This window comes from Altererythrobacter sp., assembly GCF_050299635.1.
In the GTDB taxonomy this organism is placed as follows: domain Bacteria; phylum Pseudomonadota; class Alphaproteobacteria; order Sphingomonadales; family Sphingomonadaceae; genus Erythrobacter.
Genome location: NZ_JBNKWF010000017.1, coordinates 60,971 through 79,222, shown reverse-complemented (window position 1 = coordinate 79,222; position 18,252 = coordinate 60,971). Strand labels below are relative to the sequence as shown.

The window sequence follows — 18,252 nt, the reverse complement described above, 5'->3', positions numbered from 1 at the left end:
ATCAGATTTTTGATGAGACCGAGGCCAATGATCCGCCTGTTCAAACACTACATCCCGCACGCCGTGATCCTGCTCGGCCTGCTGGATTTTGCCCTGCTGATGCTCGCGGGCGAATTGGCGTGGCAATTGCGCGCCTCGCAAATCGGTATGGATCCAGGCTCGCTGACCGAGCGGTGGCAATCACTGGTCGGTTCGGCGCTGGTGGTCTGGCTGGCGATGATCTCGGTCGGCGTTTATGGGCCAAACGCGCTGCGATCCTTGCGTTATGCCGGGGCCCGCCTGCTTGTTGCGATCAGCCTCGCGATTCTTGCGCTGGCGATGGTCGAGTTTGTTCTCGCCAGCCAGACGTTTTGGCGCTCGACGCTATTCTATACGATGATTTTCACAGCCGGGCTGATGGTTGCAGACCGGATGTTCCTCAACAGTTTCCTCGGATCCTCGGCCTTCCGGCGCCGCGTCATGGTTCTGGGCTCCGGTGACCGCGCGCAGCGTGTGCGCAAGCTCGGCGAAAAGCCAGAGTGCGGTTTTGCAGTGGTTGCCTATTTGGCCATGAGCGACGGCGACCGCGTGGTCGAAGAAGCAATCCCGCGCAGTGCGATTCACGATCTGGGGCGCTTCGTCGAGAATCTGGGTGTGAGCGAAGTTGTGCTGGCTATGCAGGAAAGGCGCAATGCGCTGCCTTTGAAGGATCTGCTGCGGATCAAGACCAAAGGCGTACACGTGAACGATTTCTCCAGCTTCATGGAGCGCGAGACCGGGCGCGTCGATCTCGATACACTCAACCCAAGCTGGCTGATCTTTTCCGACGGATTTTCTTCGGGCCGGATGTTCTCGAGCGCGGCTAAACGCGTGTTCGATGTCCTCGCCAGTTCCTTGCTGCTGTTCTTCACGCTGCCGGTCATCCTGGTTTTTGCGCTCCTGGTGAAGCTCGACAGCAAGGGGCCGGCATTCTTTCGCCAGCAGCGAGTGGGGCTCTATGGACAGAACTTCAATCTCGTCAAACTCCGCTCGATGCGCACCGATGCCGAGAAGGACGGAGCCCAATGGGCGGCGGAAAACGATCCGCGCGTAACGCGTATCGGGCGCTTCATCCGCAAGGTCAGGATCGATGAGCTGCCACAAACCTGGAACGTACTGATGGGCCATATGAGCTTTGTCGGTCCGCGCCCCGAGGTCCCGCAGTTCGTATCAAACCTCGAAAGTGAGCTTCAGTTCTATGCAGAACGGCACATGGTCAAGCCGGGCATCACGGGCTGGGCGCAGATCAACTATCCCTATGGCGCGTCGACCGAAGATTCGCGCAAGAAGCTCGAGTTCGATCTCTATTATGCGAAGAACTACACGCCGTTTCTCGACTTGGTGATCCTGCTCCAGACAGTCCGTGTAATCCTCTGGCCCGAAGGTGCGCGATGATTCTGGCGTCGCCTCAGTTCCTCGCCGTTCTGGGCTTCTTCGGCCATCTGGCCGGCGCGGTGGCATGCGCCGTCGCTCTGTTCTGGATCATTGGGCAAGGTGATCGTCGCCGGTCGGACCGTCCTGCGGCAATCGCCGCGATCGCACTGACCGGATTGTGGTGCGCCGTGGCAACGGCGATCGAACCGGTCGCTCCGGCGGCTCAGCTATTCGCCACGGCACGCAATCTCGGACTGATCTTCCTGTTGTTCCGCCTGTTTGGCAATGACGGCCGTGACGAGAGCATGTCGGCTATTAAGCCAGTCGTCCTTTCGCTCGGTTTCGTTACATTGCTGCAGCCCGTCCTCTTGCTTGTGATGCAACGTTTTGCGGTCGCGCCGCAGATCGTCCTGCTGACGTTCCAGAGCTCGGTGCTATTGCAGATGCTGGTGGCGATCGGCGCTCTGGTGCTGTTGCACAATCTCTATGCAGGTGCTGCAACGTCTTCACGGCAGCTGTTGCGCTGGAGTGCCATTGCGCTCGCGCTCATCTGGGGCTTCGATCTGAACCTGTTCGCTATCGCCTATATGGGGGGCGAGACTCCGGCGATTCTGCTGGCGGTGCGTGGCCTGTTCGCAGGCGTTGCCATGCTGCTTCTGGCTTTCGGAGCCAATTCGGCTTCGGCAGGGTTGCAATTCCGCCCGTCACGCGCGGTTACTTTCCAGACGCTTTCGCTGCTCCTGATCGGCGCATATCTGCTTGTGATGCTGCTCGTGGCACAGTCGCTCCCCATGCTGGGCGGCAATTTCGGGCGGGCGGCGCAAGTCAGTTTCCTGATCGCAGCAAGTATTGCGGCAGTCGCCTGGCTACCTTCGCAGCGCGCACGAAGCTGGTTGCGGGTTACGGCGATCAAGCATCTGTTCCAGCATCGCTACGATTATCGCAGCGAGTGGCTGCGCTTCACGCGCACGATCAGCCAAGGGGGCTCTGGCGAGCAGAGCTTCCACGAGCGTGCCGTCAAAGCGCTGGCAGACATCACCGACAGTCCGGCAGGGCTCCTGCTTGCGCCTAACGAGGAAGCGGAGCTTGAACTGGTCGCGCGGTGGAATTGGCCTTCGATTGAAGTGCCTGCAATTGCAGCGACATTCAACCTTGCCGGATTGCTTGAGCAGGAGAGTTTCATCCTCGATCTCGACAAGGTTCGCGACGGAGTAAATTTGCGCGGTGAGGCTGAGCTCGTACCTGCGTGGATGCTGAATGAGAAAAGCGTCTGGGCGGTGGTGCCCTTGCTGCACTTCGACCGCCTGGTGGGGGCTGTTGTGCTTGCGAGGCCAAGCGCAGAGCGTTCGCTTGATTGGGAGGACTTCGACCTGCTCAAGGTCGTGGGCCAGCAGCTCGCCAGCTATCTGGCTGAGCAGGCAGGGCAGCAGGCGCTGCTGGAAGCGAGCCGGTTCGACGAGTTTAACCGCCGCATCGCGTTCGTGATGCACGATATCAAGAACCTGGCCAGCCAGCTCTCTCTGCTTGCCCGCAATGCAGAGAAGCACGCCGACAATCCCGATTTCCGCGCGGACATGCTGGTGACTCTGCGCAACAGTGCCGACAAGCTCAACGCGCTACTCGCCCGGCTCGGCAGATATGGAGCAGGGCAGGTACATGCGAAGCAGGCGGTCGATCTCACTGCGGTCGCCAAGGAGCTGGCTGCACGTTTCCGCGGCAGCCACCCGGTCGAAGTCACTCGCGCTGAATCCTGTCTGGTATCCGTAGACGTTGAAGCGCTCGACCAGGCGCTGGTTCATCTTCTTCAGAATGCGATTGACGCCAGCCCGCCCGAGGCGCCGGTCTATCTTGATGTCGCGTCCGATGGGCTGAATGGTCGCATCGAAATCATCGATGCGGGCAAGGGCATGGCCCCCGGCTTTATCCGCAACGGATTGTTCAAGCCCTTCGTCTCGTCGAAGAATGGCGGGTTTGGCATCGGCGCCTTCGAAGCGCGCGAACTGGTCCGTGCGATGGGCGGCCGTCTGAGTGTGGAATCGCGCGAAGGCGTGGGCACCCGCTTCATAGTGTCTCTGCCGCGTGATGTTTCGGGCGGCATAAACTCCATTGAAACAGCAAATCGCAACGAGGTGGCATGATGGCCGAGAAGAAACCCGTATTGCTGGTGGTCGAGGATGACGAGGGACTGCAGGCCCAACTCAAGTGGGCCTATGACGATTTCGAGGTCGTGCCGGCGCTGAATCGCGAAAGCGCGATAACCGCGCTGCGGGCGCATGAACCTGCCGTTGTCACGCTTGATCTGGGCTTGCCGCCCGATCCCGACGGAACGAGCGAAGGCTTTGCCGTGCTTGATGCTATCATGGAGCTTAAGCCCGATACCAAGGTGATCGTTGCATCGGGCCATGGCGCACGCGAAAGTGCGCTTCAGGCGATCGAGCGCGGCGCATATGACTTCTACCAGAAGCCGGTCGATATTGAGGCGCTCGGGCTGATCGTACGACGAGCCTTCAATCTGCATGAGATTGAGCTGGAAAACCGCCGCTTGAGCGAGCGTGTGGGCGAGGAAAAGACCGTGCTCGGCAGGCTGGTAACCGGCGCACCGGAAATGGCGAAAGTCGCGCGCACGATCGAGCGTGTCGCCGACACCAACGTTTCGGTCATGCTGCTGGGAGCAAGCGGGACCGGCAAGGAACTGCTGGCGCACGGCCTGCACGATGCCAGCAATCGTCGTGACGGTCCATTCATTGCGATCAACTGCGCAGCGATCCCTGAAAACCTGCTCGAAAGCGAGCTGTTCGGTCATGAGAAGGGCGCGTTTACCGGTGCTGTCAAAACCACCGAAGGCAAGATCGAAAGCGCCGACGGTGGAACGCTGTTTCTTGACGAGGTGGGCGACATTCCGCTGCCGCTTCAGGTCAAATTGCTGCGCTTCCTGCAGGAACGCACGATTGAGAGGATCGGCGGCCGTAAGGAAATTCCGGTCAACACGCGGATCGTCTGCGCCACCCATCAGGACCTTGAAGCAATGATCGCTGCCGGTGGGTTCCGCGAGGATCTGTTCTACCGCCTGGCGGAGATCGTGGTGAAGATCCCGACGCTTGCGGAGCGGCCCGGTGACGCCGTCTTGCTGGCCAAATCCTTCCTGATGCGTTTTGCGGCGGAAATGAATCCGCAGGTGACCGGCTTCGCGCCCGATGCGCTGGCGGCGATCGATGCATGGAACTGGCCGGGCAATGTGCGCGAGCTGGAAAACCGGGTGAAGCGCGCGGTCATTATGGCCGATGGCAAGTTGGTGAGCGCGGAAGATCTCGACTTCGACGCTAGCGAGGATGAGGACGACCAGCCCTGCGCGCTGAACCTGAAGAGCGCGCGTGAACAGTCCGACCGCCGGGTGATACGCCACGCCTTGGCTCGCACCGAGGGCAATATTTCAAGCACCGCCAAGTTGTTGGGGATCAGCCGCCCGACGCTCTACGATCTGCTCAAGCAGTATGACTTGCAGGCCTGACACGGTCTTTCGGCAAGCCTTTACTGCCAGTTTGCTGGTCGCTGCACTGGCCCTGTCCGGCTGCAAGCAGGACGAGGCTCCGACCGATCCGGTTGAGTTGGCGAAGGCGAGGCTGGCCAGCGGCGATGCGCTTGCCGCTGAAATCGCCTTGCAAGCTGCGCTAAAGAATGGCGTGCCCAATGCCGATGTGGCGGCCTATCTGGGCGAAGCGGAACTGGCGCAAGGCAAACTGTCCGAAGCGCGCGAATGGCTCGGCCCGCAGGACTTCTCGCCCAAAACGCGCGAGCATGGCTTCCACATGCTTGGCAGGCTGGAGATGGCGTCGAGCAACCTGCAAGCGGCAGGCGTGGCATTCGACCATGCCCTGGCCGAAAATCCCGACGAGCCAGAGCTTTGGGTCGACATCGGGCGGTTGCGCTATAGTGGTGGCGAACAGATCCAGGCGCTCGAAGCGGCCGAACACGCTGTAGAGCTTGGCCCCCGCGATCCTCTTGCTTTGCAGTTTCGCGGACAGCTGGTGAGCGATGCTTACGGATTGCAAGCGGCGCTGCCATGGTTCGAGGCCGCTCTCGACATCGCGCCAGACAATCCAGGGGCGCTGGCAGACTATGCCGCAACTCTGGGCGAGCTTGGGCGCGCTGAGGAACTGCTGCTCGCAGTTCGCAAACTTGCCAAAGTAGATCCCGCCAATCCGCAAGTGCATTTCCTGCAGGCAGTGCTGGCCGCGCGCGCGGGCAAGTCCGTTCTTGCGCGGTCACTGCTCCAGCGGAGCGGCAATCTGGAGCGCAAGGTTCCCGCAGCCATGCTGCTTTCCGCTCTCATCGATCTCGAGAATGGCAATCATGGCAGCGCCGCACAGACACTCGTTGAACTCGCGGAGCGTCAGCCGGACAACCGCCGCGTGCAGGTGCTGCTGGCGCGCGCGCTGCTGCTTGGGCGAAGCGAACAAGAGTTGGTCCATCGTTTCGCGGAGCCTGCCAAACGCCCCGATGCTTCGCCATATTTGATGGTGCTTGTTGCGCGCGCCCACGAAGCGCTGGGCGATCGCGAAGCGGCGGCATTATATCTCGATCGCGCTGCACAGAGGCGGCCCGGAAGTCTCGTGCCTATTATCGATGACGGTCTGACCGAGCGCGCAGCCGCCCTGCAGGAAGTGCGCAGCTTGATCGCTGAAGGACGGAATGACGAAGCCGCTCGCCGGGCAGAGGCGTTCAGTCTGCGATACGGCGGTTCTGCCGATGCACTGAGCCTTGCAGGTGACGCGCAAATGGCGCGCAAGGACTTCGAGACGGCGCTGGAACGCTACCGCGCTTCAGCAGCAGTACGACTGTCTTGGCCGCTCGCGCGCCGCATGATCGCAACCTATCGCGCATCCGGGCAGACAGATAGAGCGGATGCAATCCTTGCTGCGCAGGTTAGCAGCGATCCGGGCAATGCCGAAGCGGCAGGCCTGTTTGGCAAATTGTTTGCCGAGCGCAAAAGCTGGAATCAAGCGGCACTGTTGCTCGACCACGCCATTGCAATGGGGGCTGGGCGCGATCCGCAAATCCTGGAGCTGCGGTCAAAGGTTGCCGCTTCTTTGGGTGACAAGGATGGCGCCGCAAAATTTGCCCAGCGTGCTCATTACATCCAACCGGGCAGGGCATTGGTGGTCAAGGCGCACTCGACAGCGAAGCGTTAGCACGGCAAGGGCGCGCAATGCGCTCTCGCCTCTCCCTGCTGGCCGATCCGATGATCGCGGTACTCGCGATTGCAACCGCATTGGCATTCATCTGGCCGGCTGAGGGCGAATTGCGCGGCAAGGCGCAGCAGATCGCCAGTGTGGCGATCTTCCTGCTGTTCCTGGTCAACGGGATGCGGATTGCACGTGGAGAGATCCTGCGCGGTTTCGTCAATTGGCGGTTCTTCCTCCCGCTTGCCCTGTGGGTATTCGGTGTAATGGGATTGGCCGGGCTAGGGGTATCGTGGCTGGCCACCGGATTACTTCCGCCACTTGTGGCGCTGGGGTTCCTTTATCTCGGAACTCTGCCTTCCACGATTCAATCGGCGATTTCCTATTCCAGTCTGGCCGGTGGCAATATCGCGCTATCTGTGGTGGGCGCGGCGCTGATCAACATTCTGGGCGTATTCGTGACCGCGCCGCTGTTCGCACTGCTGGGCGGGGGTGAAGTAGGCGCGCTGGGCCATGAAGCGATCGTGCGGATTGGGATGATCCTGCTGCTCCCCTTCGCCATTGGTCAGGCGCTGCAGGGCTGGAGCCGAGAATGGATCATCGAGCGTAGGGCGAAAATCGTGTGGCTCGATCGCGTTGTGATCGGGATCGCGGTCTATGTCGCCTTTTCGGGCGCAGTCGAACAGGGCCTGATGCAGATGTTTAGCGGCTGGGACTGGGCCAGCCTGTTTGGCTTGGTCTTAGGGTTCCTGCTGCTGGCCCATGTGCTGACGTGGTTTGCAGGCGGTGTTCTTGGATTGCCTCGCGCCGACCGCATAGCCTTCCTGTTTGCCGGTGCACAAAAGAGCGTGGCGATCGGGGCGCCGCTTGCCGCGATCCTGTTCGTGCCCGATGTCGCCGGATTCGTGATCGCACCGCTGCTGCTCTATCACCTGATGCAGTTGGTGCTTGCAGCGCCGCTGGCTAGTGCACTGGATCGGCAGAGGATCTAACGCCGTCTTCTGCCCGATTGATCCTGACTGACCACCAGAATGACAGACCGATCAGGATAGCGCCGATCAGGCCGGTAATGGTCTCGGGAATGTGCACCTTGGCGGAAACCAGCATGATCGCACCCAACACAATGATTGCCCAGAATGCGCCGTGCTCAAGAAAACGATACTGTGCCAGCGTGCCCTTGCGGACCAGATGGATTGTCATCGACCGCACGAACATCGCGCCGATGGACAGGCCCAGCGCAATCACGACCATATTGTTGGAAAGCGCAAAGGCGCCGATGACCCCGTCAAAACTGAAGCTTGCGTCGAGCACATTAAGGTAAAGGAAGCCGCCCAATCCGCTGCGAACCACTGCGCCATGCATTCGAGCGGCTTCCTCCTTCATCTCAAGGATCGCGCTGATCCCTTCGACTGCTATGAATGTGACGAGGCCAAGTATTCCCGAAATCAGGAAGGTCAGCGCTTCGTCCGGTGCCAGCAGAGTGGACATGCCCCATAAGGCTAGCAGCAGCAGAGCAATCTCCGCGGCGGGCAGGGCACCGAACTTTGACAGCCATTTCTCAAGCGTCGTGATCCAGTGGAGCTTCTTGTCGCGGTCGAAAAAGAATTTGAGACCCACCATGGCCAGAAAAGCGCCACCGAAACCGGCAATCCCAACATGGGCGGAACTGACGATGCGCTCATACTCCTGCGGCTCGTTGAGCGAGAGGCGAACTGTCTCCATCGGTCCCAATCCAGCCGCAATCGCGACGATCGCCAGTGGGAAAACTATCCGCATTCCGAACACAGCAAATGCGATACCCCAGGTGAGGAAGCGCTTTTGCCAGATTTCGTCCATCTCCTTGAGGACGGAAGCGTTCACCACCGCATTGTCGAAGCTGAGCGAGATCTCGAGTACTGACAGGATCAGCACGATCCACAGAACTTGTGCGGTCCCGACCAGCGTGCCGGTCGCGTACCAGCCATACCAAACGGCCAGCGCGGAGCAGACCAGCGTGAAGACCAGCGAAAAGCCGTAGAATCGCAGGAAGGTGTTCATTGGTCGGATCAGGCCTTGGGCTGGTAGGTTTGCTCTTCACCGGGGAAGCTGCGCGCGCGCACCTCTTCGGCATAGGTAGCTACCGTCTTCTCGATGATTCCGGCGATATCTTCGTAGCGCTTCACGAAGCGGGGAACACGTTCGAACATGCCCAACATATCCTCGGTCACCAGAACCTGGCCGTCGCAATGCGCGGAAGCGCCAATCCCGATGGTGGGGCAGGATACGGCCTTGGTTGCTTCGATCGCGATCGGTTCGACGACGCCTTCGATGACGATGGCGAATGCACCTGCTTCGTCGAGCGCCCTGGCATCGCTCACGATCTTGTCCGCTTCGGCGTCACTGCGCCCGCGGGCTGCATAGCCTCCGAGCACGTTGACGGCCTGCGGCGTGAGCCCGACATGGCCCATTACCGGTATCCCGCGCTGGTTGAGGAAAGCCACGGTCTCGGCCATCGCCTGCCCGCCTTCGAGCTTCACTGCAGCTGCGCCGCTCTGCTTGAGGAGGTAGGATGCGCTTTCGAAGGCTTTCTCCTTGGAAGCCTCATATGAGCCGAATGGCATATCGATCACCACCACCGAATGGTAGGAACCGCGCACTACCGCTGCGCCATGATTGGCCATCATCTCAAGCGTGACGGGCACAGTAGAGGGTAGGCCGTAGATTACCTGGCCGAGCGAATCCCCCACCAGCAGAAGGTCGCAATGCTTGTCCAGAAGCTGTGCCTGCCTGGCTGTGTAGGCGGTCAGCATCACCAGAGGATCTGCCGTTACGCCGTCCTGCTTGCGCTCGCGAATGCGCGGCACGGTCAGCCGCCGCATCGGCTGCGGAGTGGGATTGGCGCGGCTGGTCGATGTGTCGAGTTGGAATGTGGTGGACATGAGGCGCTTGTAGACTCGGTGCGAATGCGGGGAAAGGGCGCATATTCGCCTTGCGTTGCTGTCCGTTAGCGTTAGCCTCCCGCCCATGGAGGGGGAGCCGCGCTGTTGGCGCCGGGCTCTCGTGCAAAGGGAAGCCTTTTATGATCCTTGATCGCGTAAAACCGCTGGACGCCATTTTGGCGACCGCGGAGAAGAAATCGCTGCACCGTTCGTTGGGTGCAATCCAGCTCATGCTGTTCGGCATTGGGTGTATCATCGGCACCGGAATTTTCGTGCTGACTGCCGCAGGCGCACAGAAGGCGGGGCCGGGCCTGATGTTGGCATTCGCCATTGCCGGTACGGTCTGTATCGTTGCAGCGCTGTGCTATGCCGAGATTGCCGCAATGATCCCGGTCGCTGGCAGTGCCTACACATACAGCTATGCATCGATGGGCGAGTTTCTTGCCTGGACGGTCGGCTGGGGCCTGATCATGGAATATGCGATCGCCGCCAGCGCGGTGTCGGTTGGCTGGTCCGGCTATTTTTCGGGTACGATCCTGCATGAATTCATGGGTGTGGATTTACCGTCATGGCTTGCAGCCGGCCCGCTGGCATTGGGCGGAGCCGAAGGCGGGTTCATCAATTTGCCCGCATTGGTCATTGCGTTGCTTGTTACCGGATTGCTGGTGATCGGGACCAGCGAAAGCGCCAAGGTCAACGCGATCCTCGTGGCCATCAAGGTAACCGCGCTTACGGCCTTCATTGCGCTTACGCTGACCAGCTCTGATTTCTCTCCCGAGCGGTTCAATCCGTTCCTGCCCGCAGGCCTGTTCGGCGGATGGGGCAGCGGGGTCGGCGCGGTTGGCGCGGCGGCAACGATGTTCTTTGCCTATGTCGGCTTCGATGCAGTTTCGACTGCGGCGGAGGAAACCAAGAACCCGCAACGCAACGTTCCGATTGGCCTGGTCGGGTCGCTGTTGTTCTGTACGGTTTTCTACATCCTGGTTGCAGCCGGAGCGATCGGCACAATTGGCGGACAGCCGATCATGGGCCCAGGCGGAATTCCATTTCCGGCCGGTTCGGAAGAATTGGCGCGGCAGTGCGCACTTCCCGAATATGCCGGTGCGCTGGTGTGTTCCGATGAAGCGCTGGCGCATGTGCTGCGGCAGATCGGTTTTTCCGGGATCGGCAACATGCTTGGCATTGCCGCTTTCCTTGCGTTGCCTTCGGTCATCCTCGTTCTGATTTTTGCGCAGACGCGCATCTTCTTCGTGATGAGCCGTGACGGTCTGCTGCCCGAGAAGCTCAGTGCGGTGCATCCGCGCTTCAAGACTCCGCATGTGGTTACCATCATCACTGGTCTCGCGGTGGCGGTCGGAGCGGCCTTCTTCCCGGTTGGCCAGCTTGCCGACATTTCCAATGCAGGAACGCTTTATGCTTTTGCCATGGTTGCTTTTGCAGTCATGCTGGTTCGGCGTAACGATCCGTCGCGGCACCGTCCGTTCCGCGTTCCGGCGCTTTGGCTTGTCGGGCCTTTGACGGTTTTCGGGTGCGTTTTCCTGTTTGTGAACTTGCCGATTTCGGCGATGCTGTTCCTTCCGATCTGGAGCGTGATTGGGATTGTCGTCTATGTCGGTTACAGCCGTTCGCACAGCCATCTCGGTCGCGGGATTGTCGAGGTTGTGGACGATATCGAGGGTGAGGAAACCTCTATTCCGATCCATCCTCCCGCAGAATAGATTGATCTTGCTTGGTAATTGTGGGGCTGTCCCGATGGGGCGGCCCCTTTGCCTTGGGCTCTCCAGTGCGTTCTACAGCCGCATTGCGAATCATCCGAATATGGAACATAATAGGAACAAATGACTCGTTCCTGCATGTCCCTTCCTGTCTTGACCGAAAGCTGTGACGTGGCTGCGTTGGCAGCCCTGCGCGAGAAGTGCTGGCGGCCCGGCCTGTCTGGCCCTTCGCATAGCGAGTTGTTCGCGGAGAGTGATGAGGCAAGCGGGGCGGCTTTCGCGCTGGCGCTGGCATGCGATGCGCTGGACGTGGCCGCACAGGCCAGAAAGGCAGGGGCACTCGCCGAGAGCGGGGAGCAGCGTCAGGTGCTGTGGGTGCAGGATCGTGCCGCGGTCAGGCTCACCGGGCGGCCTTACCGCCATGGCCTGCCCGAAAATCTGCGCCATCGCCTGATCCATGTCGAAGCGGCAACGCCCGAAGATGCTCTGTTCGCGCTGGAAGAGGGGTTGCGCTGCCGTGATCTCGCTTTCGTGCTGGGTGAGATGGCCGGCAATCCCAAGGCGCTCAGTTTCACGGCATCGCGGCGGCTGAGCCTTGCGGCGGAAAAGCACGGAGTGCCGCTATGGCTGGTGCGGCTCGACGCACAGGCGGATCTTTCGTCGGCGCGGATGCGCTGGAGGGTTGCGTCCGCCGCTTCGCCAGCGCCGCGCTGGAACCGGGCCGCACCGGGCATGCCATCCTGGCAGGCCGAACTGTTCCGCGCGCGTATTCATGCCCCCGGAGAATGGATTGTGCGCGATGATGGTGGACGCCTCACCGCCACCAGCCCGTCGGCAGCCATGCGAGCCACCCCGCCGAATTATGGCAGTCTGGCTCTCGCGGCTCGCAGTCGATCGCTGGCGGCTCTCTAATGGTCTGAAGCGAGGCGAGGGCGCGGATGCGCAACCCATCGCGCTGATCGCCGAAACTGCGCATGGCCCGCGGGTGGATGCGGTGAATGATGCTGCGCTCGAAACCGGTCCGCGCGCGGGCATGATGCTGGCCGATGCGCGCACTTTGTGTCCGCAGGTCAAGGCCGTTCCCTCCGATCCGGCAGGCGATCTGGCTTTTCTGGAAAAACTGGCGGTCTGGGCACAGCGCTGGGGGCCGTGGAGCGCGATGGATCCGCCTGACGGACTGGTGGTGGACGTTACCGCTGTGGCGCATCTTTTCGGGGGCGAGCAACGCCTGATTGCCGATGCACGCAAGGCCTTCGCGGCGCGCGATCTCACCGCCAGCTTCGCGATCGCACCCACCGCCGGGGCCGCATGGGCATTGGCTCACTTTGGAGCGAGTGCCTCGATCCTGGAGGTGGGCGAGGATGCTGTCGTACGTCTTGCGGATCTTCCCGTCGCTGCGCTCAGGCTCGATAGCGATGTCATTACCGTGCTGCGCAGGCTGGGGCTCAAGCGTCTGGGAGACCTGACCACCCGTTTCGGTGCGGCAAAGGGCCGTGATGCGCTGCAGCGCCGCTTCCGTAACCGCAAGTCGCCTGCCTCCAATCCGCTGCTGCGGCTCGATCAATTGCTTGGCTATTTGCCCGAGCCCTTGCTGCCGGTGGTGCCGCAGAAGATGCCGCTGGTGCAGCGGCGATTGATGGAGCCGATCCGCCATCGCGATCTGCTGGATCAGGTGCTGGCGGATCTTGCCGAAGACATGGTGCGCGAGCTGGAGGGGCAAGGCGTAGGGGCGCGGCGGCTCGAACTGGGGCTGTGGCGGGTCGATGGCGAAGTTGTGCTGCGCCAGCTCGAACTGTCGGTCGCGACCCGCGATCCGGCGCATATCTGCCGGTTGTTCGCGGACAGGTTGGAGGATGTCGATGCCGGTTTCGGGATCGAGACCGTGCGGCTGCGCGCCAGTTGGGCCGAACCGCTGGCGCTGGAGCAGGTCGATATCGAAGCGAGGGCAGAGGTCCATGGCACTTCGCTTGCGGCATGTCTCGACCGGCTGACGGTGCGACTGGGGCAGGGGGCCGTGCGCCGTCCGGTTCCGCATGCCAGCCATATTCCGGAACGCGCGCAGCACTGGCATGGACCGCTCGATCCGGAACCGGCGACTCAAGGCGGACTGGCCTTGCGCCGGCGCCCGCTGAAACTCCTCGACCGTCCTGAACCGATTGCAGTGCTCTATGCCACGCCCGATGGCTATCCCAAGGCGTTTCGCTGGCGGGGCGATGTGCATGAAGTGGCACGTGTCGAGGGGCCGGAACGGATCGCGCCCGAATGGTGGCGCGAACGCTCGAATGTGCGGCTGCGCGATTATTACCGGGTCGAGGATGACCGGGGACGGCGTTACTGGATTTATCGCCACGGGGTGATCGGCGACGGGCGCGGGGGATTGCCCTTGTGGTTTCTGCAGGGATTCTTTGCTTGAAAAGCGGAAATTTTCGCATTTGCAGCTGCAGAATCATCATTCGTTTACGGATTTATGCCAAACAGACATCATGAACGCGCCGGAAAGAAAGCGTCAATTTGAACGCAAACTGCTCGAGATATTGGTCGAGGGACGGTTGCGCTCGCGCTCGATCTTCGTCGAACTGATCGATGTTTCCGAGGGTGGTTGCAAGCTGAAGGGCAGATACGGCTTTGCCCAGTTGGGCGAAACCGTAACGCTCAAGGTCGACGGTATTCGCGCTCCGCTCGGGATCGTGGTCTGGATCGAAGGCAATCATGCCGGCGTCGAATTCGAAGGTCAGATGCACCAGGCGGTGATCGATCACCTGCACAAGCTGCAGATGCAAAAGCGTGCTGGCCTGGGCTGATCCGCCTCCGGCGATTGCATCACGATGCGTGGTAGTCTGAGGATGAGGACGCCCTTAGGACTTGTAAATACCCTATGAAATCAGTTGCCTGAAACCAGTCCACGGCGCCCCTTTCGGGCTATGGGGATATTGCCGAAATTGGCTGCGCGCCGGGTCTGCCCGGTACTGGCCGCAGTCAGTTCCTCGATCGCCTCTTGTGGAATCTGCCGTTCGAACTCGATCCCGCAACCATCTTCGTTTGACCAGATGATCTTGCCGAAGGCCTCGTGCGTGTTCCACGCGAGCAGACCCGAAGTGCCCGTAGCTGGCGGATTGCTGGTGGTGAAACGGGCCCCGTTGAGCGAGATGTCATAGAGTGAACCCTGGCGGTTTCCGCTCGTCATGTGGAGCTGTGCAGGGCAGTTGACGCGGTAGCGTGGCGATGCGCGGCGATCTTCGTTTCTTATTGCTGCCTGGCTGCGAAATAGCGCCACATCTTGTCCCCTGAGCCCATCAATGATCCGGCATCACCCCATTAGGTTAAGATCGGATTGAAGTGAGGTCGCTCAACTCGCGGCCGTCACAAGGGCTGGCAAGTTCCGTTATAAGAACATATAAGGAACATTTACACGAATGAGCCATCTGACCCGGATCGATTCCGGGATTCGAACCATGCCCGAATCATCTTTGACTCCTCAGAAGCGCAGACTGAAGATCGATCCATCGACGATTGAAGCGCCGCAGCGCGCGGTTTTCGTCGAGTTGGGGCTGGCAAGCTGCTTCAGCTTCCTGCGCGGGGCGTCGGATGCGGTTGACCTTGTCGCTACAGCCCGCGCGCTGGGTTATGACGCAATCGGGATCGCCGATGCCAACTCCATGGCGGGCGTGGTGCGCATTCATGCGGAGGCGCAGGCGCTCAAATTGCGGCCTGTGATCGGCGCACGGATCGAAACGCTCGAAGGGCTGTCCTTCCTCGCCTATCCGCGTGACAGGGCGGCCTATGGGCGGTTGTGCCGCCTTGTCAGCGCCGGACGAATGAGCAGGATCGACGGCGAATGGCAGGACAAGGGCGCTTGCGACATCTCGCTCTCCATGCTGGCCGCGCATAGCGCCAAGGAAGGCGAGGGGGATGTGCAACTGATCCTGTTGCCACCGGAGGATCTGGAGGCGGAATTCTCGATCAAGGTCGAGAGTAACATAATTCCCTTCCGTTATCCTGGTCCCAAAGATCATCAGATCGCCGGGATCCCTCTCCTGTCCAATGAAAGTGGGGCCCCGGATCAAGTCCGGGGTGACGAAGAGGAAAGGGTGCCTCTGAAGGCTTCATTTGTTGAACTCCTTCCTCACCTGACCCGTCAACTCCCAACACTCCGACACATCGCCGCCAGCTATCTCTACCGCGGGGACGATGTGGCGCGGATCACTCGGCTCGACGCAATGGCACAGGCGAACGGGCTCGCGCTGCTCGCCACCAATGACGTGCATTACCACGCGCCCGAACGCCGCCCGTTGCAGGACGTGATGACGGCGATCCGGCACAAGACCACGGTCGCTGCTGCCGGAAGCCTGCTCCACGCCAATGCGGAACGGCACCTCAAATCCCCGCAGGAGATGGAGCACCTGTTCGCGCGCTGGCCTCATGCCATCACTGCCGCGCGCGAAGTGGCCGATGCCTGCCATTTCAACCTCGACGAGCTGCGCTACGAATATCCCGAAGAGATCTATCCCAACGGTATGACCCCGCAGCAATTCCTGGAAGCGGAGACGTGGAAGGGCGCGCAGCGGCGCTACCCCGAAGGCTTGCCCGATAGCGTGCGCAAGACGCTGGAGCGTGAGCTGGCGCTGATCGGCAAGCTGGGGCTGGCGCGCTATTTCCTTACCATCAAGGATATCGTCGATTATGCGCGTGGGCAGGATCCGCCGATCCTGTGCCAGGGGCGCGGTAGCGCAGCCAATTCAGCCGTCTGTTATTGCCTGGAGATCACCAGCGTCGATCCGGCCAAGCACCAACTGCTGTTCGATCGTTTCATCTCCGAAGAACGCAAGGAGCCGCCCGATATCGACGTCGATTTCGAGCATGAGCGGCGCGAAGAGGTAATCCAGTACATCTATGACAAATATGGCCGCCACCGTGCCGGACTATGCGCCACGGTGATCCATTACCGCCCGCGCATGGCGATCCGCGAGGTAGGAAAGGTGATGGGGCTTTCCGAGGATGTCACCGGCGCGCTCGCCCGCACCGTGTGGGGCAGTTATGGCAGCGAAGTCGCCGGAAAACACGCTGCCGAGATCGGCATGGATCTTGGTGATCCCCATCTCAAGCGCGTGCTGAAACTGGCCGAACAGATGATCGGCATGCCGCGCCATCTCAGCCAGCATGTCGGAGGGTTCATCCTGACCGAGGGTGCGCTGACCGAAACCGTGCCGATCGGCAATGGCGCCATGCCCGATCGCACATTCATCGAGTGGGACAAGGACGATATCGACGCGCTTGGCATCCTCAAGGTCGATGTACTGGCGCTAGGGATGCTGACCTGTATCAGGAAATGCCTCGATCTGCTTGAATTGCATTATGAAAAGCGTCTGACTCTGGCGACTGTCCCGCGCGAGGATACGCAGGTTTACGACATGCTGTGCAAGGGGGATTCGCTTGGTGTGTTCCAGGTCGAAAGCCGAGCGCAGATGAACATGCTGCCGCGCTTGCGCCCGCGGCGCTTCTACGATCTGGTGATCGAGGTTGCGATTGTCCGGCCCGGCCCGATCCAGGGCGACATGGTGCACCCCTATCTCAAGCGGCGACGGGGCGCGGAAAAGGTCGAAATTCCTGCGCCGGCTCCTGAACACGGTCCACCGGACGAGCTTTCGAGCATTCTGGAGCGCACGCTGGGCGTGCCGATCTTCCAGGAACAGGCGATGAAGATTGCGCTCGATGCAGCGAAGTTCGACAGCACGGAAGCCAACCGCTTGCGCAGGGCCATGGCAACCTTCCGTTCGCGCGGGAACCTGGAAGAACTTGAGGATATGATGGTCGGACGCATGGTCGCGCGCGGCTATGACCCGGACTTTGCCACTCGCTGTTTCAACCAGATCAAGGGGTTCGGCGAATATGGTTTCCCTGAAAGCCATGCGGCCAGCTTTGCGCATCTGGTCTATGTTTCGAGCTGGCTCAAATGCCATTTTCCGGCTGCTTTCGCCTGTGCGCTGCTCAATTCGCAACCGATGGGTTTCTATGCCCCGGCGCAGATCGTGCGTGATGCGCGCGAGCATGGGGTCACGGTGCTGCCCGCAGATGTGAACCAGTCGGTGTGGGATTGCACGCTGGAGGAGAATTCTCGCCGTTTCGGGGAGGATCAGGACCGTCCGGACAAGCATATCGCCTTGCGTCTCGGCCTGAGGCAGGTCGACGGTGTGCCCGAACATGTCGCGGCGCGTCTGGTGGCGGAGCGCGAAACGGGTGGCCTCTATCGCGACGTTGCCGAACTGCGCGATAGGGCAGGGCTTTCGCCCGCGCATATAGAGCGGCTAGCCAGCGCCGATTGCTTCACTTCGCTTGAACTTCCGCGTCGGCAGGCGCTGTGGGATGCACGCAGCCTGATCGCCGCGCCTGACCTACCGCTCTTCACGGCAGCGGCCGCGCGCGAGGAAGGGGAGGAGAAGCGTCGTACGCAACTGCCGCATATGCCACTCTCCGAAGAGGTGGTGGCCGATTACCAGACCGCGCGGCTAAGCCTGAAGGCGCATCCCATGGCTTTCCTGCGCGCTTCGCTCGCCGAACGCGGCTTCGTGCGTGCCTGCGACCTCAGAGAGCGCAAATATCGCAGCATGATACAGGTGGCGGGGATAGTGCTGATCCGTCAGCGTCCGGGGAGTGCCAAGGGCGTGTGCTTTATTACCCTTGAAGACGAAACCGGAGTCGTTAATCTCGTCGTCTGGCCGGATATCAAAGAAAAACAACGCCGGGTCGTCATGGGTGCCCGCCTCATGGAGGTGCGCGGGCGAGTGGAATATGACGACGAGGTGATACACGTGATTGCGCATCACATGACCGATGCCACGGCTTCGCTGCTTGCTCTGTCAGACGATTTGCTGGCGTCGCCTGTCGCACGGGCGGACCATGTGAGCAGTCCGTTGCCTGAGAAACATCAGGGCCCGCTCAAGTCGCGTAGCCCGACGGACGAACTGCCCGAAACACGCGGGCACCCGCGTAATCTGCGCATATTGCCGCGTATGCTGCCACCATCGCGCGATTTTCATTAGGCAGAAAGAT

13 protein-coding genes are annotated in these 18,252 nt (G+C 60.9%); 10 read left to right on the top strand and 3 right to left on the bottom strand.

Annotation, left to right across the window (positions count from 1 at the left end):
- The first annotated feature begins 27 nt into the window (after positions 1–27).
- The 5 genes from ACQY6C_RS10385 to ACQY6C_RS10365 are packed head-to-tail and all read left to right on the top strand — an operon-like array spanning position 28 to position 7,564.
- On the top strand, positions 28–1,413 hold the full coding sequence (locus ACQY6C_RS10385) for a TIGR03013 family XrtA/PEP-CTERM system glycosyltransferase (RefSeq protein WP_427968457.1): 1,386 nt from the start codon (positions 28–30) through the stop codon (positions 1,411–1,413).
- Positions 1,410–3,530: an XrtA/PEP-CTERM system histidine kinase PrsK gene (gene prsK, locus ACQY6C_RS10380; RefSeq protein WP_427968442.1), complete on the top strand. Its 2,121-nt coding sequence runs from the start codon at positions 1,410–1,412 to the stop codon at positions 3,528–3,530. Before ACQY6C_RS10385 ends, prsK begins: the two co-directional genes overlap by 4 nt.
- Positions 3,530–4,900: a PEP-CTERM-box response regulator transcription factor gene (prsR, locus tag ACQY6C_RS10375; protein WP_427968455.1), complete on the top strand. Its 1,371-nt coding sequence runs from the start codon at positions 3,530–3,532 to the stop codon at positions 4,898–4,900. The genes prsK and prsR overlap by 1 nt, the downstream gene beginning before the upstream one ends.
- Positions 4,901–4,931: 31 nt before the next feature.
- Complete coding sequence (locus ACQY6C_RS10370) at positions 4,932–6,581, top strand: tetratricopeptide repeat protein (RefSeq protein ID WP_427968440.1); 1,650 nt, start codon at positions 4,932–4,934, stop codon at positions 6,579–6,581.
- Between the two features lie 17 nt (positions 6,582–6,598).
- Positions 6,599–7,564, top strand: coding sequence for a bile acid:sodium symporter family protein (locus tag ACQY6C_RS10365; RefSeq protein ID WP_427968438.1), 966 nt, complete (start codon positions 6,599–6,601; stop codon positions 7,562–7,564).
- Here ACQY6C_RS10365 and ACQY6C_RS10360 read toward each other — a convergent pair.
- Positions 7,536–8,609 carry a DUF475 domain-containing protein gene (locus ACQY6C_RS10360; RefSeq protein WP_427968436.1) on the bottom strand — a complete coding sequence of 358 codons (1,074 nt, stop codon included), beginning with the start codon at positions 8,607–8,609 and terminating at the stop codon, positions 7,536–7,538. The two genes, ACQY6C_RS10365 and ACQY6C_RS10360, sit on opposite strands and share 29 nt — an antisense overlap.
- Positions 8,610–8,617: 8 nt before the next feature.
- The gene (gene panB / locus ACQY6C_RS10355) at positions 8,618–9,490 is read right to left on the bottom strand and encodes a 3-methyl-2-oxobutanoate hydroxymethyltransferase (protein ID WP_427968434.1); all 873 of its coding nucleotides are present in this window, start codon (positions 9,488–9,490) and stop codon (positions 8,618–8,620) included.
- A gap of 140 nt (positions 9,491–9,630) precedes the next feature.
- Between panB and ACQY6C_RS10350 the strand changes: the two genes are divergently transcribed.
- The 4 genes from ACQY6C_RS10350 (at position 9,631) to ACQY6C_RS10335 (ending at position 14,006) form a co-directional block, all read left to right on the top strand.
- Complete coding sequence (locus tag ACQY6C_RS10350; RefSeq protein ID WP_427968432.1) at positions 9,631–11,208, top strand: amino acid permease; 1,578 nt, start codon at positions 9,631–9,633, stop codon at positions 11,206–11,208.
- 135 nt (positions 11,209–11,343) lie between these two features.
- A complete protein-coding gene (locus ACQY6C_RS10345; protein ID WP_427968431.1) occupies positions 11,344–12,117 on the top strand; it encodes a recA-like protein in 774 nt (257 codons plus the stop codon).
- Entirely contained in the window at positions 12,068–13,618 is a 1,551-nt protein-coding gene (locus ACQY6C_RS10340) for a Y-family DNA polymerase (protein ID WP_427968429.1), read from the top strand. The genes ACQY6C_RS10345 and ACQY6C_RS10340 overlap by 50 nt, the downstream gene beginning before the upstream one ends.
- A 70-nt stretch (positions 13,619–13,688) precedes the next feature.
- Positions 13,689–14,006 (top strand): PilZ domain-containing protein, encoded by a 318-nt coding sequence (locus ACQY6C_RS10335; RefSeq protein ID WP_427968427.1) that lies wholly within the window; start codon positions 13,689–13,691, stop codon positions 14,004–14,006.
- An 80-nt stretch (positions 14,007–14,086) separates the two neighbouring features.
- On the opposite strand, the gene ACQY6C_RS10330 is transcribed toward ACQY6C_RS10335, so the two are convergent.
- A complete protein-coding gene (locus tag ACQY6C_RS10330; RefSeq protein ID WP_427968425.1) occupies positions 14,087–14,479 on the bottom strand; it encodes a PilZ domain-containing protein in 393 nt (130 codons plus the stop codon).
- Positions 14,480–14,657: 178 nt separating this feature from the next.
- On the opposite strand from ACQY6C_RS10330, the gene ACQY6C_RS10325 reads away from it, so the two are divergent.
- On the top strand, positions 14,658–18,242 hold the full coding sequence (locus ACQY6C_RS10325) for an error-prone DNA polymerase (RefSeq protein WP_427968454.1): 3,585 nt from the start codon (positions 14,658–14,660) through the stop codon (positions 18,240–18,242).
- Positions 18,243–18,252: the final 10 nt, after the last annotated feature.